Raw genomic sequence first — 23,718 nt, forward strand, 5'->3', positions numbered from 1 at the left:
TGTAATTATTACATCTTGCGATTTTTTTGATTAAGCCAATAATATTTCTATAAATAATATAAATATAGTTTTAAATTTCCAGTCATCAAGTTTTGAAATATATTCAAACTAGTAATCTTCTAAATCAATTTAAAGTTGTAGGGGTCTCATATGGCTAAAAAATCACTCACTCTATATTTGGTAATTTTTGGTATAATCTTCCTTATTATCTTAACATTAAAACTATCTATTGAAAAAGAAAAACAGAAGAGATTAGACGACGAAGCTTCAACAGAAGTGATTGTTGAACAAAGCGTCCAGGATTCTGTAAGAAATTATATTACGGCTATAAAATGGAAAGACGTCGAGAAATATAACTCTGTTGTTATTGATTCATTAAAAATTAACAATCATTCTTTCTACTTTACTAAAATAATGTCCAATGTAATTGACGCGAAATACATAGGTGATAATTTATCTGTCATCCATTTAAATAAGAAAGATCATACTGCTACTATACATGTAAAATATGAAATTATGTTTGATGGTAAGACATGCCCTAAAGTAAATTATAAAAATGGACGAAATATATATAATGTAACTCTTAATCTTGTGAAACTAAAAAATAAATGGGTAATTGCAAATATATACGATTTAAAAATTATTTAAAGTCATTTCAGATGGATAAATGTTCTTTATAAAGTCCACGTCCCCGAAGAAAGTCACTAGGAAATTAATTTTCCTTGTGGCTTTTTTAGTATTATTAATGATTTCTGCGTACTAATTTGCATTTACTGTTCGCTGGACCTTATTGCAAATTTTTCGTTTTCCCCTACTCAATTTATAAAAAAAGGAAGTCTCTAAAGTACTCTGACTTTGAGACCTCCCATTTAAGTAATATGTAGTTTCTTCTCAATCTTATAAGTCTACTTTTTCTTTTTATCAATTAAATTGTTTCTAAATCTTTCATTAATAATTCTTTACTATCTTCATACTTTACAAGTTGTGTATATTCAAGCGCTTTTGTTTTAGCAGCTTGACTTTCTGTAACTCTATTTAGTTTTGCATATGCTCTTGATAAAGCTTCATATGCATATGCTATGTAGAATGGCTCCAACTCCGCCTCTAAACTAATTTTAATACATTTTTCTGCGTAGTCTAAAGCTGTATCCCCTTGCCCGATCACAGCATATACTCTTGATAATTGCCAATATCCAATCGACACATTTTTTGGCGTATGCTCCTCTACCTTTCTCCAATGCCAAAATGAACTATGACATAAATGAACCATTTCTTCTGTTTCACTAGGTGTTCGGTTTTCTAATTCTAGTAAGTCCCACACTTTGTTAAAACATGATACAGCAAATTGCCTATGCGTAAATTTTTCTTTTTCAATTGTCTCAGTCACTATTTTTCCCTCCAGCTGTAAAATCTACAGATTGATTATTTACTTGAATTACGGCATTTCTACGCTGCTCGTCTAACTTTAATCCTTTTTCACCAGTATATTGTTCATAAAAAGTGTTTCCTTGTTCTTCCTCAATTTTATTACGCTCATTGGCGTTAAAGCTCATTAAAATGCCTACCGGAGTTGCTAAAACTAACAAAAATACACCAATTCTTAGAGCTGCGGACTTTACAACCTTCATAAATTTATTCATATGTATGGTTCTCCTCAAATTGAATATAATATTCGATAATTTCCACGCAAATCTTAGCTAACAATACTATTCTCTCTAACATTACTATTTTCCTGTCTGCCAGTTATGGTTCATAAAAAATGAGTACTCATTTGCGTCAATTCTATATTGTTGAAATAAAAACGCCTCCATCTAGGTGACTATCAAATCACCTAAACGAAAGCGTTTATTTTATGTTTTTTTTAATTATTATTCACCTAAGTCTACATTGTGGTAAACACGTTGAACATCTTCTAAATCCTCAAGAACATCTAACATTTTTTCAAATTTAACTAGACCATCTTCTGGTAATTCGATATCATTTTGAGCTAGCATTGTTAATTCAGCTACCGTATATTCTGTAATGCCAGCATTTTTAAATGCTTCTTGCATTGAATAGAACTGATCTTGATCAGCATAAACAATAACAGACTCATCTTCTTCTAAAATATCACGAACATCTACGTCTGCTTCCATTAAAATTTCAAGCACTTCATCAGAAGATTTACCTTCAATTCCAATTACAGCAGTTGCATCGAACATATATGATACTGAACCTGTTACGCCAAGATTACCACCATTTTTACTAAATGCAGCACGAACCTCTGCAGCTGTACGGTTTACGTTATTTGTTAATGCATCAACAATTACCATCGAACCATTAGGTCCAAATCCTTCGTAACGAAGTTCATCAAAGCTCTCTTCAGAACCACCTTTTGCCTTTTCAATCGCACGATCAACGATATGCTTTGGTACACTATATGTTTTCGCACGCTCAAGAACAACTTTTAAAGCTTGGTTTGATTCTGGATCCGGCTCACCTTGCTTCGCTGCTACATATATTTCACGTCCAAACTTTGCATAAACACGACTAGTATTTGCATCTTTTGAAGCTTTCTTTTCTTTAATATTATTCCATTTACGACCCATCTTGTCCCACTCTCTTTCAACTTTGAATCTACGATTAATTTACTATGTTTGACATTCTTTACAATTACTATAGCTAACTCTTACTACTAAAGGATAGCCAAACATTCTCTATTTCATATTATACCTCATTTCAACTTTTTTTCGAAATGAATCGTTTCTTAAAATACATGTTTTATGGAAAAAAATGAGCATAGGGCTAAAAGCTGGAAAGAATGCTAGAAAATCGATTAAAACTAAAAAAATTACTTCTAGCTTGAAGTAATTTTTTCATATAATCTTTACTTTTATCAAATAAGTAAAATAATTATTCCCTTTCCAAATACCTTTTACTTCATATACTCTTTCCCCTTTTCTAGAACCAACTGCAAAAGAATAGCTTCCCTTTCTATTTAAATTGTGGTTATAAATATATGAATTTTTAGTGGCGGTACGCTCTAAAACTTCTACGTTTTCGGGTTGCTCTGAAAAATGAATTTTTATAAGGTCCCCATGAAAGGCAGGAATAGCTGTATCTTCTTTAATATTTTCATCTGAAACATTTTCTAATTTATCCTTATCCAATAATTTTCCCCAAGAATAATTTGCTATTTTATACGGTATAGTTTTATCTGCAAGTTCAAATTGAACTACTGGTTTTTCTTCTTTCGATAAAATGGTTTGATTAACAATGATTGAAATTGTAAAGAACGCCAATAAATATAAAATTACTTTTTTAAACATCGAACTTCCGCTCCATATTTTTTCTCTTAATAAGTTTAATTTAATCTATTTATCGTAATTTGTATATTGGGAAAATTCTGCACATTTTAACGAAATTCTAGTAACTCGGAATATTCATTTATATTCAGAAAAAATAGTTCATATTTTCTTCTGAATTCAACAATCTAATAAAGAATACTGTAATATGTAGAAGTAGAGTATACATTTTGGGGGTTAATTAAATGGTAAACATGAATCCTGAATATTGGATTTCCAAACTTAAATTAGAAGCTCATCCAGAAGGTGGACATTACAAATCTACCTATCAATCAAATGAACAAATTTCAGATCAAGAATTATCCGTAAATTTTGATGACCACAGATTGCTTTATACTAGTATTTACTTTTTACTACAATCACATGATATTTCTCATTTTCACAGACTAAAATCTGATGAATTATGGTATTTCCATGCAGGCAGTTCATTGACAATTCATGTTATCCATGAAAATGGTCAATACGAAGAAATTAAATTAGGATTAAATTTAGAAAACGGAGAAGTTCTACAATATTTAGTTCCAAAAAATTCAATTTTCGGATCCTCAGTTATGGAAGAAAATACTTTTTCTCTAGTAGGATGCATGGTTTCACCAGGCTTTGATTTTAAGGATTTTGAATTATTCACTAGAGAACAATTACATAATAAATATCCCGAGCATAAAGAGATTATTAATAAATTAGCATATGAAGTACTTCCTTTTTAATTCTATATAAGGAAAAGGGGCAGTCCTAAAAGTCAACTTAACTGACTAATAGGCTCCCTTTTTTTAATTTTAAGATATATTTTTGATGTATAGGGTATCTTCGTAGTGTTTTTTAATTAGAATCGATTTATGGTCTCCATTAATTTAAATTTAGTAGAATTCTTTACTTTTTTTAGCTGTTTGAGAAGAATTCGAGCAAATTTATTAATTTTCTAGTTTCTTGCATCTACTTTTGAGCAATTATTAAGGTAGAATACCATAACCTGTATGGGTAATATCTAATCTATTTTGGGGTGATAGGGAATTTATTTGCAGATTCTCTATTTTTATTTGCACCTCGACATTTAATTGCAGTTCTACGTTTCTTATTTGCACATTTCACTCTCTTATTTGCACGTCCACATCTAATTGTAGTTTCTGATTTTTTATTTACACTATTAAAATAAAACTGAGGATGCCCCTAGATTTTTGGGACACCATCAGTTTATGGGGAAATAGAACAATGAAATAAATAGTGAATCATATTTTAAACTTCTGTTTTGGATAAAATCAAAGTTATTTACTTAAGCGGTATGAAAATAGTTTAAAAACTTTACTTCATATTTAAATATTTAGTACTAGCAAATCCTTTCTTTCCATTGTAAGAAACGATTGCCCAATTATAATCGATTTGGGTTTTACCAGTTGTTTGATAGCCAAGGAAACTAACTTTTGCACCTTTAGGTATTACCGTAAGAACTTTATTTTTTGTGCTAGGACCAGTGCGTAAATTTAAATTTGCTTTTGTTGAAACTATAGTTGGGATCTTTTGTAAGTAGTTCGTGCTTACATATGCAATACCATTTTTAGTAGTTGTTGTTTTAATTTGTGCCCAGCTAGCATTATAGAATTTCACAATTTCGATTTGATCATTCTTTCTTAATGTGTCTACAACTTTAGAGTTTGTGTTTGGTGCACTGCGTACATTTAATACACTCGCAGTTACTTTATATACACTAATTGGAGCACTTACTACTGCTGCATTAGCATGAGTTGGTTGTGCTACTACTCCATTTGAGAATAATAATGCTCCTGATAATGCCATAGTTGAAACTAATGATTTTACTAATTTCTTCTTCATTTTAATTCCTCCTCTCACTTTCTATCTCCATGATATTGAATCAATGTTTCGAACTTAAACATGAAATGTATCTAAGTTGTAAACTTTTTCAAAAAGACGTTTTAACAAACAGGAAAAATTTACATATTCTCCAAATAAATGGACATTCTAAATTTTGAATTTGTATGAATGGGGGCAAATTATGGATAATCAAGCAAACAATGATGAAATATTGACAAATCGACAAGGCCATCCGGTTACAGATAATCAAAATGTAAGAACAGTTGGTAATCGAGGACCAACAACTTTAGAAAACTATGACTTTCTTGAAAAAATCTCTCATTTTGACCGTGAACGAATTCCAGAACGAGTTGTGCATGCTCGTGGTGCTGGTGCACATGGGTACTTTGAAGCTTATGGAAAAGTTGGAGACCACCCGATTGCTAAATATACTAGAGCAAAATTATTCCAAGAAAAGGGTAAAAACACACCTGTGTTCGTTCGCTTTTCTACGGTTGTCGGTGGTGGACATTCCCCTGAAACTTTACGTGATCCGCGAGGTTTCGCTACAAAGTTTTATACTGAAGACGGTAACTGGGATTTAGTCGGTAATAATTTAAAAATCTTTTTTATCCGTGATCCATTGAAATTTCCAGATATGGTTCACTCATTCAAAGTGGATCCAGTAACAAATCTTCCTGACCCTGAAAGAATGTTTGACTTTCTTCATTTAACGCCTGAATCTACTCATATGGTTACATTTATATTTTCACCATGGGGTATTCCCGCTAACTATCGTCAAATGCAAGGGTCTGGTGTTAATACATATAAGTGGGTTAATCAAGATGGAGAAGCTGTTCTTGTTAAGTACCACTGGGAACCGCTAAAGCATAAAATTAAAAATCTAACACAACTAGAGGCAAACGAAATCCAATCGACTAATTATAATCACGCAACTCAAGACCTTTACGAAGCAATTGAAAAAGGCGATTTTCCAGAATGGGAATTATGTGTACAAATCATGAGTGATGATGAACATCCGGAGCTTGATTACGATCCACTTGACCCTACAAAGCTTTGGTGCCCTAAGAAGTTCCCTTTTTTACCTGTTGGAAAAATGGTACTAAACAAAAATCCAGAAAACTATTTTGCAGAAGTTGAACAAGTTGCATTTGGGACAGGTGTACTAGTTGACGGACTTGATTTTTCAGATGATAAATTACTTCAAGGTCGTACATTTTCTTACTCGGATACACAACGTCATCGTGTTGGAACAAATTACTTACAACTACCCGTTAACTCACCGAAAACTCATGTAGCTACAAATCAACGAGATGGTCAAATGGAGTATAAAGTTGATATAGGACCTGGACAAAATCCACATGTAAACTATGAGCCTTCATCATTAGGTGGATTAAAAGAAGCACCGAAAACTGGAAAAGATCATGAGCCTTCCTACAATAAAAAACTTGTACGTCAAAAAATTGATCGACCGAATGACTTTATCCAAGCTGGTAACACATATCGCGCTTTTGACGAAACCGAGAAAAATGAATTAGTTTCAAATTTAGTCGATGCATTAAAAGTATGTAAAACTCATATTCAAGAAACGATGGTTGGCTACTTTACGAAAGCCGACGAAGAATACGGCCGAAGAGTACGTGAAGGATTAGAAAAAGCAAATAACAATAGATCTGGACACACAAGTACCGAAGCCGCTGATGTCGCTTCTGACAAAGCGAAAAATATGGGGCATGAATCGGACGGATATTAAGAGGGGGTAGGCTTGTGCCTATCCTTTTTTGATTGAGTTAGGAAATACGAATAACATATGTACTTTATTGATAAAGCTGTGAACTTTGTTGATATAGTGGTGTTTTTTGTTGATATAGTGAGTATTTTTATTGAAAAACTACTGTTTTTTGTTGATAAACTTTACTGAAGCCCGGGAATGTGTTTTAAATAGATAAAGTTTATTCACAGAATATTACGACTTAAAGTTCCCAATTCAGTGATAAAAGTTTAAAATAAATTTAATAGTTAATGATAATACATATTTCATAATATGAAAGTGAGTTGTTTTTAGATGAGTAATGTTACTACGTTTAAAATTTTCAAACCGGCAGAAGACATTTTCGAAGCTATTGTCGATCCTGCTAAAATCGGTAATTTTTGGTTCTCTTCAAGTTCTGAAAGATGGGAAGAAGGAAAGGTTATTACTTTAAAATACGATCTTTACAACGCAGAAGGAAAAATAAAGATCATCGAGGTTGAGGCAAATAAGAAGATCGCGTTTGCTTGGGGACCTACAGATGAAGGAAATATCGTAACGATTACATTAAATGAACAAGACCAAGATAGCACAGTCATCGAAGTAGTCGAAGAAGGCTTTAATGAAAGCGACGCTCAATATGTTCATCATTTAATCGACAATAAAGAAGGTTGGGTTTTTATGCTTAGCTGTTTAAAATGCTACTTAGAATTTGGTGTAACTAGGTTAAGAGGCGGATTAGTGAAATAAAAATTATGAGATGGATTTAAAGGGTTGTCTAGTAATTCAGGTTTTCTGATTAGTAGACAGTTCTTTTTTTTGAAGAGAAGTACATCGAGAGGGTATTTAAACTTCCCATTTCATTTGTAGTTGCTATTTTTAAACTTCTTTTTAAGTTAGTCTAAAAAGCGGACACGTAAAAATGAGAATACTTTATAATAAAAATATCTTATTAAAGGGCGTGTTCACATGGGGAAACATTATAATCAAGAATATATAGATTATGTTTCAAAGTTAATCGTTGAAGAAGGAAGAAAAGCAACAGAAGTATCTTATGAACTAGAGCTTCCTTATTCAAGTGTTTATAAATGGGTTAAGGCCTATAAACGAAAATTAAACCCTTCCGATACACAAGAGGTTCGAATGACTATATTAAACAGTTGACTGAGTCAAAAATGAAGGTCAGCATGAATAAAAAAGGAGACCCCTATGATAATGCATGTATAGAATCATTTCATGCCACTTTAAAGAAGGACTTAATTTATAGAAGACGATTTAAAACACGATCAGAAGCGATAAAATCAATAAATTATTATATAAGTAAATTTTATAATGAAAAAAGAAAACACTCAAAATTAGGATACAGCTCACCAAATAAATACGAGAGAAAAAATCAAAAAAATGTGCTAGATAAAGTCTCATAAATTAGCCATTTAAGTTTGAGCTAATCAATATGATTTTTTGATAATCTTTTCTAGCAGCAGTACTTTAGTCATTCTATTAAAAAATCTCAAATTTAATTGTCCACTTTCTTGACTGAAGTCCATAATAATGGTTTTTTTCTTAGCTTATTTGCGATTCTACGATGTTATTTGCGATTCCTCGATTTTATTTACGATTCTATTTTTTATTAAGGATTCCGTGATCCAATTCCCTGATTATCATTCACGATGTTCAAATCTCCCACCCAAAACATATTTATCAACACAAAAAGAGGCCCAAAAAAGGGCACTCGCGCTTTGTCTATTTATACACTTCTCCACTAACAACCCTTTTAATTGCATCCTCAAGCGTCTTTAAAATAAAATCCACTTCTTCCTTTGTTAATATAAGAGATGGTCGCATTGTTATAATATTGCCTTCAATCAACTTGAATGCTAGTCCATTTTCCATGCACATATACATGATTGTTTCGGCTTCTTCAATTCCTCTTTGCATTGTATCCTTGTTTTTTACGATATCAATTCCTAAATGAAATCCGATTCCATCTACGCCACCAACGATATCGTATCGAGTAACCATTTTTCGAAGTTCTTCAATTAAATATTGGCCTAATCGGTTTGCGTTTTCTACTAAGTTTTCATTTTCGATATATTCAATTGTTGCTAAACCGGCAGTGGCACAAATTCCGTTTTTTTCATGTGTGTAATGTCCAATTGAGCGATTTTCTAGTATATTGTATTCTTCCTTTGACATGATTCCTGCAAAGGGAAATAGTCCTCCACCTAATGTTTTTCCTAAAACTAAAATATCTGGTGTAACATAATGTTCGAAAGCAAACATTTTTCCTGTTCTTCCAAACCCTTCTATTATTTCATCAAAGATTAGTAATGCTCCGTACTTATTACATAACTCTTTTACTTTCAGCCAGAAATTTTTGCTCGGCATAACTGGAGTAGCGCTTATTGGTTCACCAATTACACAAGCTATTTCGCCCTCTTTTTCGAAAAGTAATGTCATTTGACGAAGTATTTCATTATCGACATCTTCTTGATTTGTAAAATTCCAAGGATTTCTTAAATAGTTAGGAAATTCAACATGTAATGCACCAGGAACCATTGGACCGTTTCCACCTTTAAAGAGCTCTTCGCCACCAATGCTTGCTGCTTGAAAACCTGTTCCGTGATATGAATCCCAAAAGGAAATTGTCTTCCATTTACCAGTAATTTGTTTTGCTAGCATGACAGCCATTTCGATTGCTTCTGATCCACCAGGTGCAAATAAGACACGGTCTAATCCTTTTGGTGTTATTTCAATTAGCTTTTTTGCAAGGTTTACAGCTTGTTCATTTGTATATCTCCTTGGAGTAAAGGTTTTCTTTTCCTTTAGAGCATCGATTACTTTTTCAATAACATAATCATTATTAAATCCTGCGTTGTGTACTCCATTTCCATGTAAATCTAAATATTTCTTTCCATCCATGTCGTATAAATAAGCCCCGTCACATTTACTTAATACATTTAGAACGGGCGTACTTAAACTTTGGTGTAAAAAGTATTGTTGATCCTCTTCAAAAAGTTCTCTAGCCTTTTCACTTAAATTACGATTCCAATAAGTATCTCTATTAGTTGAAGAATTAATATCACCTTGTTCTCTACTTACTAACTTACTAGTCATTATGAACTCTCCTACTCTATCATTTTCATAAAAAAAGTGTAGCTAAATATTAGCTACACTTATCCAAATTAACTAAACCTTTTCAAGCCTTCTTCAAGAAGTCCAACAGCAAACTCTAGCTCATTTTTTGTAACGATTAAAGGTGGATGCCATGTTATGCAATTTCCTCCTGAAAGCTTAAATGACAGTCCATTGTTTAAACAATAATAAAGAATTTTTTCAGCTAATTCATCATTCTTTTCTTTTGTTTCGCGAGACGTAACTAGTTCGATTGAGATTAATAGACCTGCAACTCGAATATCGCCAATTTCCTCATATTTCCCATAAAGCTCATCTAGTTTTGTCTTTACGTACTTAGATTGAATTTGGCAATTTTCTTCCAAGTTATAGTCATCTATATACTCGATTGTTGAACAAATCGCTGCACATCCTAATGCTGGTTTCTCATGTGTATAGTGACCAAGTGATATTTCTTCAGCAACATCATATTTAGTACGAGTTAGTACAGCCGCTTGAGGAATTACCGCTCCACCTAGACCTTTTCCAAGAACTAAAAGATCAGGTTCGATGTCAAAATTTTGATGGACATAAAACTTGCCACTTCTCATTAAAGCTGTCGGAACTTCATCAAATATTAATAAAATTCCGCGTCGATCACAAATCTCTCTTAATCTTTTAAAGTAGGACTTAGGTGGAATGTGTGTATCCGTTGCTCTAATTGGTTCTAAAAGAATAGCTCCTATTTCACCTTCGTGCTCAATCATATATTCAATATGGTCTAGGCAAAAATTGGCTACATCTTCATGAGATTCACTTTTTAATAGATTACGATATCCATTAAAAGGAATTGCTTTTAATGTACCAGGCATAAGAGGACCCATATCTTTTTTAAAAACAAATTCTCCACCAACTGAAATTGCATCTAAACCAGCTCCATGGAACGATTCCCACAATGAAATGACTTTATGACGTCCGGTCACTTTTCGTGCAATTTTAAGAGCTAATCCAACTGCTGCACTTCCAGATGGCGTAAATAATACTTTATAATCTTTTGAAGTTGTCTTATTTATTAATGCATTCGCAGCTTTAATGACTATTTCAGCTGTAAATCTTCTTGGAATAAAGGGAAGCTCATCAATTTGTCTTTTAATTGCATCAACTACATATGGGTTTTTATACCCCACTTGATGTGAGCTATTTCCATGAAAATCTAAATATTTCTTCCCATTCACATCAATTAAATAACTTCCTTGTGCATCAACTACTCCATTGAGACATGGTGTAGACATTGATTGTCTGACAAAAACCCTCTCATCCTCTTCAATAACTTCTTTACTGTTCAGATTTAATTGATCCATCCATTCAGTACGAAGAGGACTTGAATTAATGTCGCCTTCTCTTTTCCAATGATTATTTAGCATTTGGCTTCTTACCTTCTAAAATTAGATCATTTATTTTTTCGATTAACTTAGGCAATTCACTCATCGTTTTAATCGTGAAGTCTGCACCATTTTGTATAAATGATCGTTCAGTTTTCGAAATGATTGCTTCTTTCTCAGTTTCTGTTAAGCTATTAAACTCTTCTAAGCTAAGCCCCATTTCAGAACTCCCTATAATGACACCAATAGACCACACACCGGCATTAATTCCTTCTTTAATATCCGAAATTGTATCTCCCACCTTCACAACTTTCCAAGGAGCTGTTAATTTCAACACCTCCATATTGTGATAGATCATATATGGATAAGGTCTACCAAATGAATTTGTATCATCAGGTGTAATATAGAAGTCTGGATAATAGCCCTTCTTCTCAGCATTTGGAACAACTACATCCATCATTTTATTTGTATAGCCTGTTGTTGAACCTATTTTAAGCCCTTGATTTCTTAATGCCTGTATTACTTCGATGACTCCAGGAATTGGTTCCGCATAATCAGAAAGTGACGACAATAGAGCTGGCTCAAAGTTCGCATAAAGTATATTCACATCTTGTTCATTAAACGGTCTCTCGTATTTATCAATCCAAAGCTGAGAAATTCTAGGCATTGATAGCATTTCACGAATATGATCGATTTTAAGCATTCCCATAGGTGCACGAGCTTCTTCCATTGTTACGTCAATTCCGGCATTTTTAAAAATATCAATAAATACATTTACTGGTGCAAAACATCCAAAATCAACTGTTGTACCTGCCCAATCTAAAATAATTCCTTCTACTTTATTCATTTCGTCAACACTCCCATATACTCTTCGATAATGTTACATAAACTTTGAATATCTTCTTCATATATTTCGCCAATATTTCCTACACGGAATGTATCAGCATCAGTCAGCTTACCAGGATAGATCACATATCCTTTTTCTTTTATGAAGTAATAAAAGTTTTCAAAGCTAAACTGTTCACTTGGGAATAAAAACGTTGTAATAATCGGTGATTGGTTTTCCTCAGTTATATAAGCATGAATGCCAACTTCTTTCAGTCTTTTTCTTAAAAGGCCGTTATTATTTTGATAGCGTGCAAATCTAGCTGAAACTCCGCCTTCTTCAATTAATTCATCAATCGCTTTTGAAAATGCTGCAACAACATGCGTTGGAGAAGTAAATCGCCATTTACCTTCCTTGTCCATTTCCTTCCATTGATCGAATAAATCTAAAGATAAACTTCTAGCAACTCCCTCGCATTTAACAAGTTTCTCAAGTTTTGCAATGACAAAGCCAAATCCTGGAACACCTTGGATACATTTATTGGCACTACTAATTAAATAATCAATTTCCAATTTTTGCACATCAATTTCAATGCCGCCAAAGCTACTCATTGCATCGATCATTAGTGTCTTATTAAATTCTTTTGAAAGATCAGCTACCACTTCAATTGGGTTTAAAATGCCAGTTGTTGTTTCGCAATGAACCATCACGATGTGTGTTATAGCTTGATCCTTTTCAAGGATATCTCTTAGATCTTCCTCTTTTGGAAGTTCATCATATGCAATGCTATATTGAACGAAATTAAGACCTATATACTTAGCCATTTTTACGATACGCTCACCATAAGCACCATTCGTTACAATTAATACTTTGTCATTTTTAGAGATTGTTGAACTAATGACGGATTCAACTGCAAATGTACCACTGCCTTGCATCAATACAACTGTATAATCCTCTTTTGAAGCTTTTGCCAAATCTAAAAGCTGAGTTCTAATTTTCTGTGTAATTTCTTTATAATCATTATCCCAAGTACATCGGTCAAAGAGCATCTCTTCTTTGACCGTATTTGTAGTTGTTAATGGACCCGGTGTTAGTAATTTATAATTTTTCATGCCCCTTCATCCCCTTGATAATTATTTTGCAGCGTTAAAGAACTGTTGGTGATCTTCTAATAATTTAACTGATAATGGTTGACTAAATTTCATAGAATGAGCTGGTTTATGTTCGTCACTAACAGTTTCTCCATTGTATAAAGCAACTGGGTAATCTTTGATTAAATCTTTACGAGCATCTTTAATAATGACTTCTGCCATTTTCGTTGCTAATTCATTTGATTTCTTATCTTTTTTAACAACTGCAACTGATTCAGTTAGTGAAAAGTTTCCTTCTGTAGGATCCACATAGTCAATTGGTAAACCTGCATTTTTGTCTAATACTGCTTGGTGACGTAATCCAAAACCTGCAGCAACTTCTCCAGCTTCTACTTTCTTAATTGGACCTGAACCTGAGCTTTCTAAATGTGGACCACAGTTTGCGATTAAATCATGTAAAATTGTTTTACCTTCTGTTTCTCCATATTGCGTAATAATGGCTTGAATTAATAACCATCCAGTTGAAGAATCCATGATATTCGGAATTGATACTAAACCTTTAAATTCTGGTTTTGCCAAATCTTTAATTGATGTTGGCATTGGTAATCCTTTTTCTTTCATTACTTCCGTATTTACAAAGATCGCTCCTGTGTTAGCTAAAATTGGTGTATAAAACGCAGGATATTTCTCTAATGAATTTGTTTTAAATGTTAAGTCTTCAAACATATTGTTTTTTTCTTGGGCACTATCTAAAAAGTATGAACTCATTGTTACTAAATTTGCTTCGATTTTGTCGCCTTCCGCCATAAGTTTTCCACCTAATTCAGAAGTACCAAATGTTTGGAATACATATTTTCCTTCATAACCTGCTTTCTTTAATGCACTTTCCATTGATGTAATGGCTTCTTCATCGCCATTTGTATAAATAACAACTTTTCCTGAGGCATTCGTTTTTGAACTATTACATGCAGTTAATGAAAAAACCAAACATAATGCGAATACTGACAACATAATTCCCCTAAATTTCTTAAACATAAATTAACCTCTCTCTTTTGTTTTTTTTATTAAACTTGTTGATTATCCCTGAATAACGCTTTTACGTTGAAAATAATCACAGATGAATTTAACGATTAAGTTCGTGAAAAAGATTAGTAGAGATAAAACAAATATTTCATCATATTTTTGGAAATGCTGAAGTTCTTTAATTTTGCTAGCAACCAATGAAGTTTCAGCTGTTATTAAGAAAATGATCCCACTTACCGTTACCATGGAATTGATAAAGTAGTAACTTATCATTTCAAAAACGGTTGATTTAGAGTTCGGTAAGACAACTCTGTAAATAGTTTTTATCCATGAATCTCCCATTAGTTCCCCAGTAGTCTCCCAACCAGGATTCATTTTGGATAATGAGTTTTTTGCTAATAAATATGGTGTAGTAAAGAAGTGAACAATATTGCAAAGAATAATGATCGCGAATGTTCCTTTTAAACTACTATTATTGAAAAATAGTAAATACGATAAACCTAAAACCATACCTGGAACAGTGTTTGTTAACATTGAAATTAAATCAATGACTAGCTTAGAATTATGTTTAATAGTTGTTCGAACATTTAATAATGCCGAGCTATATGCAACAATCGTTCCTAAAACCGCTGTTAAGATTGAGACAAATAACGAGTTTTTATAAACTCCTATTAAATCACTCGATTGAAAAGCATCGACGAAATGTTGTAGCGTAAAAGTTAATTTAAATGGATAACTAATAAAAAATGGTACGATGAACATTACTGCAAATACTGATAGAATCCCAACTAAGATGATTGTGGAAACTACTCCAAAACTAATATCTCGTAACTTGTTGGGGATCATTTCAACATTTGTAAACTTGTCATAATGAAAATTAAATTTTTCAAGATAATTTAGCAATAAAACTCCAAAGACAGCCGGAACTAGCATTAATACCGCAATGACTGCACCATTATTAAAATTAGGAATCGCTCCAAGCATAACTTGATATAACTGAGTAGCTACAACGTAATATGTACCACCCACAGAAGCTGGAATACCGTAATCTGTAAAGCTTAAAATGAACGAAAGAACAAAAGCTCCACCAAGCGTACCAAGTAATGGGCGAATAATTGTATTTTTAAAGCTTCTAAATGGACCATCACCCATCAGTTCAGATACAACCATAAATTTTTTATCAATATATTTAAAAGAGTTATTAATTAATAGGAAAGCAGCTGGTAATGTATAAATTACATATCCAATTAACAACCCATTAAATCCATAAATTTCAAAAAGATTTCTTCCGATTAATTTTGTTATTAATCCTTGTTGACCAAAGGAATAAATAATCGCAAATCCATATGTGATTGTCGGAAGTAACATCGGAATGAGAATAACGATTTTCATAAATCCTTTTAAAGGTTGAATCAATTTTGTACAATTAATCGAATAGGCCAAAATAAAGGCCAAGACTGTACTGATACAAGCAGTTAAAGTAGAAACCTTGATACTATTAACAATTGCTTGTACTAAGTTTTTATCTGATAGAATTGTTATATAATTGTTTATCCCAAAACCATGATCCGTTTCAAATGAGCGATAAAATAATGAAACTAATGGCACTAATAGAAATGAGATAAATAATAGGAATATTGCTATATAAATGATTCGCATTTCTGGTTTAACTTTATGCATATTTCTCACCAAATAAGTTGTAAATATTATGTCTCTTAATTTGTAGCTGTTTTAATATAAACTCCTCTACAAAACGATTCTTTGGTTCATTTATTATTTCGCTTGGCGTACCAAATTGTGAGATTTTACCTTCATTAATAATTAAAATTTTATCTGATAAAGTTAAGGCTTCTTCTGGATCATGTGTAACGATTATAGTTGTTAGTTTAAATTCTCTTGCAATCGATTTAATACGCTCTTTAATTGATTCCTTTATGACACCATCTAGTGCACTTAAAGGCTCATCTAATAGTAAGATTTTTGGTTTTGTTACTAATGTTCTAGCAAGTGCCACTCTTTGTTTTTGTCCTCCAGAAAGTTCCCCTATTTTCTTATTTAGATGTGGCTTTAACTCTAAGAAGTCAATATAGTCTTGCAATTCTTGATCCGAAACAAGACCTTTTTTATTTCTTAAACCATAAACAATGTTTTCATATGAATTTAAGTTAGGAAAAAGCGCATAATCTTGGAAAACGATATTGAATCCTCTATTTCTCATCGGAGTTTTAGTAATATCTACATCATTGAATATGATTTGACCTTGATCCATTTGAGTTAGACCGAGAATTAAATTTAATAATGTTGTTTTTCCACTTCCACTTGGACCTAATAATGACACGATTTCTCCAGTTTTAATTTCAAGATTTATATCCGATAATACGACTTTTTTATCAAACTGTTTGCTTACGTTTTGTAGTTTCAGCAAACTGTTCACCTCCTTAAGTACAACCTAAGTATAGAATTCATATGTAAATCCAATTAGCTTTTTAAGTAAATAATATGTAAATTATAAGTAACTCCTGCATAACTCATGCATATATTTACATTTTTTTAACCAAACATTTGCATTACTACTATTGAAAATATGCATTCATTTCAATTAAACTGTAAGCACATATTATTAAATACGAAAATAGGTGAGGTTATGTTTCCACTTGAAAGACAAAACAAAATAATTGATTTATTAAAATCAAACAATGTTTTAAAAATAACTGAATTAACGGAAGCTCTAAATATATCAACTGATACACTACGAAGAGATTTAAACCTACTTGAGAAGCAAGGTAAAATAGAGAAAATATATGGCGGCGCGAAAATAGCAGAATCGAAGTTTTTTGAATCTTCTATGGAAGAAAGAATGGTAAGCCACTTAGAAGAAAAAGAAAAAATCGCCAAAAAATGTGCTGAACATATTGAAGATGGAGATTGTATCTATTTAGATAGTGGTTCTACTACACTGCAAATTGCGAAGTTTATAAGGGATAAAAAGAATTTAACAGTCGTTACAAATTCGATACCAATCATAAATGAACTAATAAATAGTTCAATTGAGCTGATCATCATCGGTGGTAAAATTAGACGAAATGAACAATCAGTTGTAACGTATGATTACTTATTTAATTTCAATGAATTAAATATTCTAAAGACGTTTATATGCGCGAGTGGAATTACAATTGAAAAAGGAATTTCTGATTATAATTTAGAAGAGGCTATTACAAGGAAAAAAATAATCGAATTATCAAACATTAATTATGTAGCAGCTGACAGCACTAAGTTTGGTAAAAACGTCACTGTTCACATTGCGCCACTTGAAAAGATTGATTATATTATTACAGATTCTCAAATCAATAAAAGTTTTATTTCTAAATTTAGTAAGACAGATACACATTTGGTCATTTCAGAATAGAGTTATGAAAAGCAGGAGGGTCCCTTATTTAGGGACCCTTTTTCTTATACTCAAATGAAGTCGGGAGTATCTATATAATAAGTAGCATTAATGAGATTTAGTACGAATAACAAATAAAAAATACCCATACTAGTTGGGTATTAAGGAGATATATTCAAAAATAAGTTATGATTCCAACCAAGACAACAAAAGCTACATAAGCTATTAATAAGCTCCCAAAAACTCGTAATATTTTTTTATTGAATTTCTTACCAATCTTCAAAATGATGTAAATGACAAGCGCCATAAAAAAGAGCATATTTAATAAAGGTAAAACCGCGTAAATGAAATCGAACATATTGATCTCCTTTTACTCCAAATTTCATTATGGTTTTATACATTTTAAAATATATATTAGACAATTATCATATGAATTCCTTGTTCAACAAATTTGCCTGTAATGCAATTAAAAAACTGCAATTAAGCAGTTTCTGGAATTCAAACCTTAGCATACGTTAGTTCTGCTAATTACCATATAAACTAAAACTCTGAATCGATACATAAATCCCTAGAATCCCTATTATTAAAAAAGCGATACTCAAACCTTTCTTTTTCCCCTTTTTCTATTTTAAAAATATTGCTCTTTTACATTTGAATTTCCTAACCTTACAAACTAGTAAAAAAGGAACTCATCAGATTCGATAAGTTCTTTTATTTAATTTTCTTACCATCTTTATCAAAATACTCATATTTAAACCTATATTCATCCCCATTAAGAGGTTTAGGCATATTTTCTAATTTAATGAATGAAGCTGATTTCGGATGTAAGATAAGTACAAATTCTTTTGTTGATTCACCTATAACTGTTAATTTTATTTTAGCCACAGATGTATCTGCATTTGTAACTAATAGTACGTGATCTGAGTGCATTACTTTTCCTATTTTAACAAAAAACAACTCATCAGTAGAACCACGTTTACTTTCAGCATATGTCCATTTATAGTTTCCATCTTTATTTTTATAGAAATGAATATATGCAGGTGAATTATCATATAAGAAAGCAACTATTCGGTCATGAACATGATTAGAATCAAAAATTTTTAGGATTTCAATCGAGTCTTTATTTTCATAACCATCAATCGATTGAATCGTCTTTACAATATTTTTTTCATTATTTCCATTCATTTGAAAAGAAGGTCTTATTAGAACGTATAATACTAATAGTATCAATACAGCTAAAAATATGATGCCTTTTTTGGATTTAAGCATAACACCACTCCTTTTAATATATTTGCAAAAGATGGGAATTAGCTATCCTTTCAGCATGATATTTAGTTTAAAAACACAGGTTAATTAATATTCTTATGCAATTCATCTGGCATTTACTACAATAAAAAAGTCAATAAATTTTGATTCCATTATTCTCTTGAATACGCCATTCATACAGTTTATAAAATTTAGGAGAATATCCTATTTTTTTCAAATAGACCTATACTCAAAAAAAATAGAAGCCCCGAATGGAGCTTCCATTTTCCATGTCCTTATCAACACACTCTTTTCGAGTCTTTTTCAAAAAACCTAGTTTCATATTGTCCAGCTACAATGTAGTTTTCATTTTCATTACAGATTCTCCAGCCATGACCTTTTACGTAGTCGCATGGGACAATTAGTTGACTTTCTAAATATACTCTTGAAACGGTGCTGTAACCAGAATCATTTTGACTTGAGCTAGTGTAGACGATTCCGTTATGTGCACAAATATCTAAGTAGCTTCCATTGCTGATTGTACTGTTGCATTGATTCCAAAGACCATTCTCTTCGTAAAGACTTTTGATTGAAGCATATTCAACAACTCCGTTTCTGCCCCTACAAGAACCACTGACTGTAATTAGTAAATCATTATTCACTAGCATGGAAGAAATCATTTTATCAGACTCTGTTTTTACTCGAGTGATTTTAAATGTTCGTAAATCTAACATCCAAATGCCACCATTAATCGGATGTATTTTTGTTCCGATAAATAATGTATTTCCATGTAAGCATAGTGAGCGAATGGAAGGTGGTTTGTTGACTTTAAATGGTGAAATAATCTTCCAGGTCTCACCATAATTTGTTGATATGTAAATTACTTTATCTCCATGTGCTACGACAAGTCCTTTTGCATTACAGCATACGCTCCATACGCTCGCTTTTGTAGGGAATTGTTTAATGTTCCAGTCTTTGCCTTCATTCCTACTCTTTATAAATATTCCGTTATCACCAACACCATATATTGTGCTTCCTACACATTTCAAATCACGAATCTGATTATTTATGATCGGAAAGCTAAATGTTCGGTTTCCATCATTTTCTATGATGATTCCATTATTTACAGTCGCTATAATTGTACTGCCATTTTCAGTTCTTGTTACTGCTGTAGAACTGAACATGTTATTCATACAGTTCCCTCTAATTGGTCTTCGAATTGACTAATAAAGCTAATGGCAAACGTAACACAACTCTCTATGTCTTCTTCTGTTTCTGGTGCAAATTCTACTTTTAATCCTTCCTCTACTATTTCAGCTCCACATTCTTTTAATCGCTCTTCTAATATGTCTACTGCAGCACAAAACTTAGGATAAGCGTGATCACCAGAGCCAAATACAGCTGCTTTTTTACCAGTTAAATCTAAGTTTTCAAGGTCATCATAGAAATCTTCAACTTCATACGGAAGCTCTCCATCACCCCATGTATAAGCTCCTAATATGATTCCATCAAATTCTAATAATTTCTGAGTATTAATATTTTCAATTTCTTTCATCTCAATATCATGTCCCATTGTATCTATACTTGATTTAATTAACTCAGCTATTTCCTCTGTGTTACCTGACATACTTGCAAAAGCGATTAAAATTTTAGCCATTTTTCTCTCTCCTCAAATCTTACTTTTTTTATTTATGAAAATTATTTAAACAGCATCTTTATTTGAAAAAAATCTATTCTTTAATTCTTTTAAACTACGTAAATCATTTGCCATTGTTAGAAATGCCTCTCGATCATTCACATCAAGTGCTTCGTTTATTTTAAAATTCAAATGATTTATTTTAAGGTCAATATCCAACAATGAACAAAGTACTCCACTTTCATATAAACCTTCTATATCTTCAACATGTAAATAAAACTCAAAATCACTGTTATTATCAATTAAATAATGCCAACCTAAACAATCCACATACTTTCTCTCACTTGTCATAGTCCATAAATCACCTTCATTGAACTCAATCATGTGTTGATGCTTTTGACCTGGACAACAGCATGTTACTTGCTGGTGAAACGGCTCTAATATAATAAAATGTTTATCCATCATCGGCCTCCTTAATGGCTCTTCTATTCTCATTCGAGCTTTTTATTTTAAATAAGGGAATCAATCTTTTTTATGATATTGATAATCATTTTCAATTGTAATTTTATATGATAATGATTATCAGTATCAATTATAAAATTAAAAATTTTTTTCTTCATGTCACTTTAAATTTTTTATCTCCTAGGGATTAGCCCATTTTTTAGTGTGTCGATTTGAAGGCAAGGCGAACAAAATATGTATTTTGCTCATAAAGTAGTTGTTTTTGTGCATAAGCCACTGATTTCAGTGCATAAGCCCCAGGTTTTCGTCCATAAGCTCTAGTTCTTCATCCATAAGATAATTGTTTTTGTGCATAAGACATTTGTTTTCCTTCATAACATAATCTGCCCCTCTGTTAGCTTGAGCATATGACCTTATCTTTCAATGTGAACACGATTAAAAATGCAAAAAACCATAAGAAATAATATCTTATGGTTCAAATTCCTATCCTTAAAATATAGTCCAGCTAACAATGCCTATTAAAACTAATAGTGACAGGCTGTACTTTATTGTCATTTTAAAAAGCTTTGATTCTTGTCCAACAAGTCCAACTGCTGCTGTTGCAACTGCTACTGATTGTGGGGAAATCATTTTTGCCATTGTTCCTCCCATTACATTTACGGCAACCATTGTTTCTGGGAGGATTCCGATTTGTGCTGCTGTTACGGCTTGTAATGGTGCAAATAATGATCCACTATTTACAACGGAACCTGTTAGGAATACACCGATCCATCCAAGTATTGGTGAGAATAGTGGGAACTTGTCGCCAGTAGAAGCGAACGCTAGTCCAAGCGTTGATGACATTCCTGAATAAGTACAAATGTAGGCAAAAGCTAAAACGCTACAAATGGTTAGTATTGGTGATATTAATTCTGTAAAAGTTTCACTGGCGGTCTCTTTAACTAAATTCCAATTACATTTAAAAATAATAATTGTTAAAATAGCTGCTAATACAATGGCCGTTACAGTTGACGAAAATAAATCTAATTTATAAACGGCTGCATAAGGTGTATCAGTTGGGACAATTGGTGGTTTTCGAATAATTAAATTATTCAAAAATGGTACAGGTATTAAAAATACAAGGCTTGCTAGTGCTCCTCCGGGTACAAATAGAGCTTTAATAAAGTTTAAGTTAAATATTGTCACAAAAACAGTTAGTAGAATAAATGGTAACCATGCATAGATGATTTGATTAAACGAATACCTTTCTTCTGCGTTTGAAGCTTTACTTTCTGTTTGTTGAATTTTATAAATTTCTTTTGGACTCCATAAGCGTAAAAATAATGATACTGCAACTAAACTTACAATTGCTGCAAATATATCTGCAAGTTCTGCGCCTAAAAAATACAATACTGCAAATTGTGTAATGGCGAATGAAATTCCATTCACTAAAATGGCTGGGAGTGTTTGTCTAATTCCTTTAAAACCATCGATGATAAATACAAGTAGAAATGGTACTAAAATGCTTACTAGTGGAAGAACGAGTGCTGTATATCTACCAACTGTAAGTCCATCTAGACCAGTCAATTGTGCTGGGACATTAACAGGTATTCCCATTGCTCCAAATGCTCCACCAGCAATGTTTGCGATTAAGCAGATCGCCGCTGCATTTAATGCATTAAACCCTAGCCCAACTAGAATCGCAGCAGTAATGGCAACTGGCGCACCAAATCCTGCAGCCCCTTCTAAAAATGCGCCGAATGAATAGGCCACCAATAGAACTTGAATTCGTTGATCTTCCGTTATGGATGCAATACTTTTTCGAATAATACTAAACTGACCAGTTTTAGTAGTTAGTTTATATAGAAATATTGCTGCTAGTACGATTGATGCAACTGGCCAAATCCCTGCCAATATTCCATATACAGCAGATGACACGATCATTTTAATTGGCATTCCATAAACTAATACTGCCACAATACCTGCAACAATAATACTTAATGCCCCTGCTATATAACCTCTTAGTTTTAAAACTGTTAATGCGATAATAAAAAATACAATTGGAATAGCTGCCATTAAAGCAGAAAGCCAAATATTATGTAATGGATTATATATTTGGGACCATGTTGACATATTTCGTTAGACTTCCTTTCCGTAAAATACCAATTCTTCATTTATACGGATAGATTCACCAATCATTTGTTAAATATTCTACATATCATTTTTTTTATGAATAGATTTTCTTGGAACTGGAGTGTTTTAGAAGATGTTAGATAGAAGTTTATAATTTTTATTTAGATCGTATCCTAAATTAAGATAGACATTTTCTTAATTTAGGATCACATTAGTTTAACTTTCAATAGAAAAATCACTTTGTTTATCCTTCATAAAATAAGGACTTACTATAAAAATTATACCTGTTATTACAATTACAACTCCTAAAAATACGTAATAAGTTTCATTTGATTTATTTATTAAATTGCGTACAACATCGATATATTTTAGTGCACTTAATAAAATAAGTACCCCAATTAACATGTAATTTGCCTTTTTAAATTCCATTTCTCGTCCCCTCCTTATAAAAATACTATCATAATTTTATTTCGTAGACCCCCGGTAATATTTTCATAAAAAGTTCACATTTATTACTTTAC

At 32.1% G+C, this 23,718-nt stretch carries 24 protein-coding genes and 1 pseudogene; 7 read left to right on the plus strand and 18 right to left on the minus strand.

The window, feature by feature from the left end; translation table 11 throughout:
- Positions 1-150: 150 nt before the first annotated feature.
- Positions 151-648 (plus strand): hypothetical protein, encoded by a 498-nt coding sequence (locus tag ACFCYN_RS15610; protein ID WP_375950253.1) that lies wholly within the window; start codon positions 151-153, stop codon positions 646-648.
- A 277-nt stretch (positions 649-925) separates the two neighbouring features.
- On the opposite strand, the gene ACFCYN_RS15615 is transcribed toward ACFCYN_RS15610, so the two are convergent.
- The 4 genes from ACFCYN_RS15615 to ACFCYN_RS15630 all read right to left on the minus strand — a co-directional run bounded on the left by ACFCYN_RS15615 (position 926) and on the right by ACFCYN_RS15630 (position 3,308).
- Positions 926-1,387: a hypothetical protein gene (locus ACFCYN_RS15615; protein WP_375950255.1), complete on the minus strand. Its 462-nt coding sequence runs from the start codon at positions 1,385-1,387 to the stop codon at positions 926-928.
- Complete coding sequence (locus ACFCYN_RS15620; RefSeq protein ID WP_375950257.1) at positions 1,380-1,640, minus strand: hypothetical protein; 261 nt, start codon at positions 1,638-1,640, stop codon at positions 1,380-1,382. The genes ACFCYN_RS15615 and ACFCYN_RS15620 overlap by 8 nt, the downstream gene beginning before the upstream one ends.
- Positions 1,641-1,868: 228 nt before the next feature.
- On the minus strand, positions 1,869-2,588 hold the full coding sequence (locus tag ACFCYN_RS15625; RefSeq protein ID WP_375950259.1) for a YebC/PmpR family DNA-binding transcriptional regulator: 720 nt from the start codon (positions 2,586-2,588) through the stop codon (positions 1,869-1,871).
- Between the two features lie 267 nt (positions 2,589-2,855).
- Positions 2,856-3,308 (minus strand): hypothetical protein, encoded by a 453-nt coding sequence (locus ACFCYN_RS15630; RefSeq protein WP_375950260.1) that lies wholly within the window; start codon positions 3,306-3,308, stop codon positions 2,856-2,858.
- Positions 3,309-3,529: 221 nt separating this feature from the next.
- On the opposite strand from ACFCYN_RS15630, the gene ACFCYN_RS15635 reads away from it, so the two are divergent.
- A complete protein-coding gene (locus ACFCYN_RS15635; RefSeq protein WP_375950262.1) occupies positions 3,530-4,051 on the plus strand; it encodes a cupin domain-containing protein in 522 nt (173 codons plus the stop codon).
- Between the two features lie 592 nt (positions 4,052-4,643).
- Here ACFCYN_RS15635 and ACFCYN_RS15640 read toward each other — a convergent pair.
- Positions 4,644-5,171, minus strand: a complete 528-nt coding sequence (locus ACFCYN_RS15640; RefSeq protein ID WP_172445795.1) for an SH3 domain-containing protein — start codon at positions 5,169-5,171, stop codon at positions 4,644-4,646.
- 199 nt (positions 5,172-5,370) lie between these two features.
- Here ACFCYN_RS15640 and ACFCYN_RS15645 point away from each other — a divergent pair.
- From ACFCYN_RS15645 to ACFCYN_RS15660, 4 genes and pseudogenes are all read left to right on the plus strand, one after another.
- Positions 5,371-6,924: pseudogene (locus ACFCYN_RS15645) on the plus strand (catalase); the annotation flags it as partial.
- Between the two features lie 312 nt (positions 6,925-7,236).
- The gene (locus ACFCYN_RS15650) at positions 7,237-7,671 is read left to right on the plus strand and encodes an SRPBCC domain-containing protein (protein ID WP_375950264.1); all 435 of its coding nucleotides are present in this window, start codon (positions 7,237-7,239) and stop codon (positions 7,669-7,671) included.
- 219 nt (positions 7,672-7,890) lie between these two features.
- Entirely contained in the window at positions 7,891-8,085 is a 195-nt protein-coding gene (locus tag ACFCYN_RS15655) for a transposase (RefSeq protein WP_375950266.1), read from the plus strand.
- A gap of 11 nt (positions 8,086-8,096) precedes the next feature.
- Positions 8,097-8,345, plus strand: a complete 249-nt coding sequence (locus ACFCYN_RS15660; protein ID WP_375950268.1) for an integrase core domain-containing protein — start codon at positions 8,097-8,099, stop codon at positions 8,343-8,345.
- Positions 8,346-8,664: 319 nt separating this feature from the next.
- On the opposite strand, the gene pbfA (ACFCYN_RS15665) is transcribed toward ACFCYN_RS15660, so the two are convergent.
- The 7 genes from pbfA (ACFCYN_RS15665) to ACFCYN_RS15695 form a co-directional block, all read right to left on the minus strand.
- Entirely contained in the window at positions 8,665-10,038 is a 1,374-nt protein-coding gene (pbfA, locus tag ACFCYN_RS15665; protein ID WP_375950270.1) for a (R)-1-hydroxy-2-aminoethylphosphonate ammonia-lyase, read from the minus strand.
- 68 nt (positions 10,039-10,106) lie between these two features.
- Positions 10,107-11,459, minus strand: coding sequence for a (R)-1-hydroxy-2-aminoethylphosphonate ammonia-lyase (gene pbfA, locus ACFCYN_RS15670; RefSeq protein ID WP_375950271.1), 1,353 nt, complete (start codon positions 11,457-11,459; stop codon positions 10,107-10,109).
- On the minus strand, positions 11,449-12,264 hold the full coding sequence (gene phnX / locus ACFCYN_RS15675; protein ID WP_375950273.1) for a phosphonoacetaldehyde hydrolase: 816 nt from the start codon (positions 12,262-12,264) through the stop codon (positions 11,449-11,451). Before phnX ends, pbfA (ACFCYN_RS15670) begins: the two co-directional genes overlap by 11 nt.
- Complete coding sequence (gene phnW / locus ACFCYN_RS15680; protein ID WP_375950275.1) at positions 12,261-13,355, minus strand: 2-aminoethylphosphonate--pyruvate transaminase; 1,095 nt, start codon at positions 13,353-13,355, stop codon at positions 12,261-12,263. Before phnW ends, phnX begins: the two co-directional genes overlap by 4 nt.
- A 21-nt stretch (positions 13,356-13,376) precedes the next feature.
- Complete coding sequence (locus ACFCYN_RS15685) at positions 13,377-14,369, minus strand: extracellular solute-binding protein (protein ID WP_375950277.1); 993 nt, start codon at positions 14,367-14,369, stop codon at positions 13,377-13,379.
- Between the two features lie 42 nt (positions 14,370-14,411).
- A complete protein-coding gene (locus ACFCYN_RS15690; RefSeq protein WP_216853886.1) occupies positions 14,412-16,037 on the minus strand; it encodes an ABC transporter permease subunit in 1,626 nt (541 codons plus the stop codon).
- A complete protein-coding gene (locus tag ACFCYN_RS15695) occupies positions 16,030-16,782 on the minus strand; it encodes an ABC transporter ATP-binding protein (RefSeq protein WP_172445804.1) in 753 nt (250 codons plus the stop codon). Before ACFCYN_RS15695 ends, ACFCYN_RS15690 begins: the two co-directional genes overlap by 8 nt.
- Before the next feature lie 219 nt (positions 16,783-17,001).
- On the opposite strand from ACFCYN_RS15695, the gene ACFCYN_RS15700 reads away from it, so the two are divergent.
- The gene (locus ACFCYN_RS15700; RefSeq protein WP_172445805.1) at positions 17,002-17,763 is read left to right on the plus strand and encodes a DeoR/GlpR family DNA-binding transcription regulator; all 762 of its coding nucleotides are present in this window, start codon (positions 17,002-17,004) and stop codon (positions 17,761-17,763) included.
- A gap of 690 nt (positions 17,764-18,453) precedes the next feature.
- Here the strand turns inward: ACFCYN_RS15700 and ACFCYN_RS15705 are convergent.
- The 6 genes from ACFCYN_RS15705 to ACFCYN_RS15730 form a co-directional block, all read right to left on the minus strand.
- The gene (locus ACFCYN_RS15705) at positions 18,454-19,011 is read right to left on the minus strand and encodes a hypothetical protein (protein WP_172445806.1); all 558 of its coding nucleotides are present in this window, start codon (positions 19,009-19,011) and stop codon (positions 18,454-18,456) included.
- A gap of 275 nt (positions 19,012-19,286) precedes the next feature.
- The gene (locus ACFCYN_RS15710) at positions 19,287-20,180 is read right to left on the minus strand and encodes a WD40/YVTN/BNR-like repeat-containing protein (RefSeq protein ID WP_172445807.1); all 894 of its coding nucleotides are present in this window, start codon (positions 20,178-20,180) and stop codon (positions 19,287-19,289) included.
- A complete protein-coding gene (locus ACFCYN_RS15715; RefSeq protein ID WP_172445808.1) occupies positions 20,177-20,644 on the minus strand; it encodes a flavodoxin in 468 nt (155 codons plus the stop codon). Before ACFCYN_RS15715 ends, ACFCYN_RS15710 begins: the two co-directional genes overlap by 4 nt.
- 45 nt (positions 20,645-20,689) lie before the next feature.
- The gene (locus ACFCYN_RS15720; protein WP_375950281.1) at positions 20,690-21,085 is read right to left on the minus strand and encodes a hypothetical protein; all 396 of its coding nucleotides are present in this window, start codon (positions 21,083-21,085) and stop codon (positions 20,690-20,692) included.
- 489 nt (positions 21,086-21,574) lie between these two features.
- Positions 21,575-23,197, minus strand: a complete 1,623-nt coding sequence (locus tag ACFCYN_RS15725) for a lactate permease LctP family transporter (RefSeq protein WP_172445810.1) — start codon at positions 23,195-23,197, stop codon at positions 21,575-21,577.
- Positions 23,198-23,413: 216 nt separating this feature from the next.
- Positions 23,414-23,626, minus strand: coding sequence for a hypothetical protein (locus ACFCYN_RS15730; RefSeq protein WP_172445811.1), 213 nt, complete (start codon positions 23,624-23,626; stop codon positions 23,414-23,416).
- Between the last annotated feature and the right edge of the window lie 92 nt (positions 23,627-23,718).

The organism is Gottfriedia sp. NPDC056225, assembly GCF_042267765.1.
Classification (GTDB): Bacteria; Bacillota; Bacilli; order Bacillales; family Bacillaceae_G; genus Gottfriedia.

Excerpts from the sequence above, each read along its gene's own strand:
- pbfA (WP_375950270.1), bottom strand. The coding sequence starts at position 10,038 with ATGACTAGTAAGTTAGTAAGTAGAGAACAAGGTGATATTAATTCTTCA.
- ACFCYN_RS15610 (WP_375950253.1), top strand. The coding sequence starts at position 151 with ATGGCTAAAAAATCACTCACTCTATATTTGGTAATTTTTGGTATAATC.
- pbfA (WP_375950271.1), bottom strand. The coding sequence starts at position 11,459 with ATGCTAAATAATCATTGGAAAAGAGAAGGCGACATTAATTCAAGTCCT.
- ACFCYN_RS15710 (WP_172445807.1), bottom strand. The coding sequence starts at position 20,180 with ATGAATAACATGTTCAGTTCTACAGCAGTAACAAGAACTGAAAATGGC.
- ACFCYN_RS15715 (WP_172445808.1), bottom strand. The coding sequence starts at position 20,644 with ATGGCTAAAATTTTAATCGCTTTTGCAAGTATGTCAGGTAACACAGAG.
- ACFCYN_RS15620 (WP_375950257.1), bottom strand. The coding sequence starts at position 1,640 with ATGAATAAATTTATGAAGGTTGTAAAGTCCGCAGCTCTAAGAATTGGT.
- ACFCYN_RS15650 (WP_375950264.1), top strand. The coding sequence starts at position 7,237 with ATGAGTAATGTTACTACGTTTAAAATTTTCAAACCGGCAGAAGACATT.
- ACFCYN_RS15700 (WP_172445805.1), top strand. The coding sequence starts at position 17,002 with ATGTTTCCACTTGAAAGACAAAACAAAATAATTGATTTATTAAAATCA.
- ACFCYN_RS15685 (WP_375950277.1), bottom strand. The coding sequence starts at position 14,369 with ATGTTTAAGAAATTTAGGGGAATTATGTTGTCAGTATTCGCATTATGT.
- ACFCYN_RS15640 (WP_172445795.1), bottom strand. The coding sequence starts at position 5,171 with ATGAAGAAGAAATTAGTAAAATCATTAGTTTCAACTATGGCATTATCA.
- ACFCYN_RS15690 (WP_216853886.1), bottom strand. The coding sequence starts at position 16,037 with ATGCATAAAGTTAAACCAGAAATGCGAATCATTTATATAGCAATATTC.
- ACFCYN_RS15720 (WP_375950281.1), bottom strand. The coding sequence starts at position 21,085 with ATGGATAAACATTTTATTATATTAGAGCCGTTTCACCAGCAAGTAACA.
- ACFCYN_RS15630 (WP_375950260.1), bottom strand. The coding sequence starts at position 3,308 with ATGTTTAAAAAAGTAATTTTATATTTATTGGCGTTCTTTACAATTTCA.
- ACFCYN_RS15660 (WP_375950268.1), top strand. The coding sequence starts at position 8,097 with ATGAAGGTCAGCATGAATAAAAAAGGAGACCCCTATGATAATGCATGT.
- ACFCYN_RS15725 (WP_172445810.1), bottom strand. The coding sequence starts at position 23,197 with ATGTCAACATGGTCCCAAATATATAATCCATTACATAATATTTGGCTT.
- ACFCYN_RS15635 (WP_375950262.1), top strand. The coding sequence starts at position 3,530 with ATGGTAAACATGAATCCTGAATATTGGATTTCCAAACTTAAATTAGAA.
- ACFCYN_RS15655 (WP_375950266.1), top strand. The coding sequence starts at position 7,891 with ATGGGGAAACATTATAATCAAGAATATATAGATTATGTTTCAAAGTTA.
- ACFCYN_RS15705 (WP_172445806.1), bottom strand. The coding sequence starts at position 19,011 with ATGCTTAAATCCAAAAAAGGCATCATATTTTTAGCTGTATTGATACTA.
- phnW (WP_375950275.1), bottom strand. The coding sequence starts at position 13,355 with ATGAAAAATTATAAATTACTAACACCGGGTCCATTAACAACTACAAAT.
- ACFCYN_RS15625 (WP_375950259.1), bottom strand. The coding sequence starts at position 2,588 with ATGGGTCGTAAATGGAATAATATTAAAGAAAAGAAAGCTTCAAAAGAT.
- phnX (WP_375950273.1), bottom strand. The coding sequence starts at position 12,264 with ATGAATAAAGTAGAAGGAATTATTTTAGATTGGGCAGGTACAACAGTT.
- ACFCYN_RS15730 (WP_172445811.1), bottom strand. The coding sequence starts at position 23,626 with ATGGAATTTAAAAAGGCAAATTACATGTTAATTGGGGTACTTATTTTA.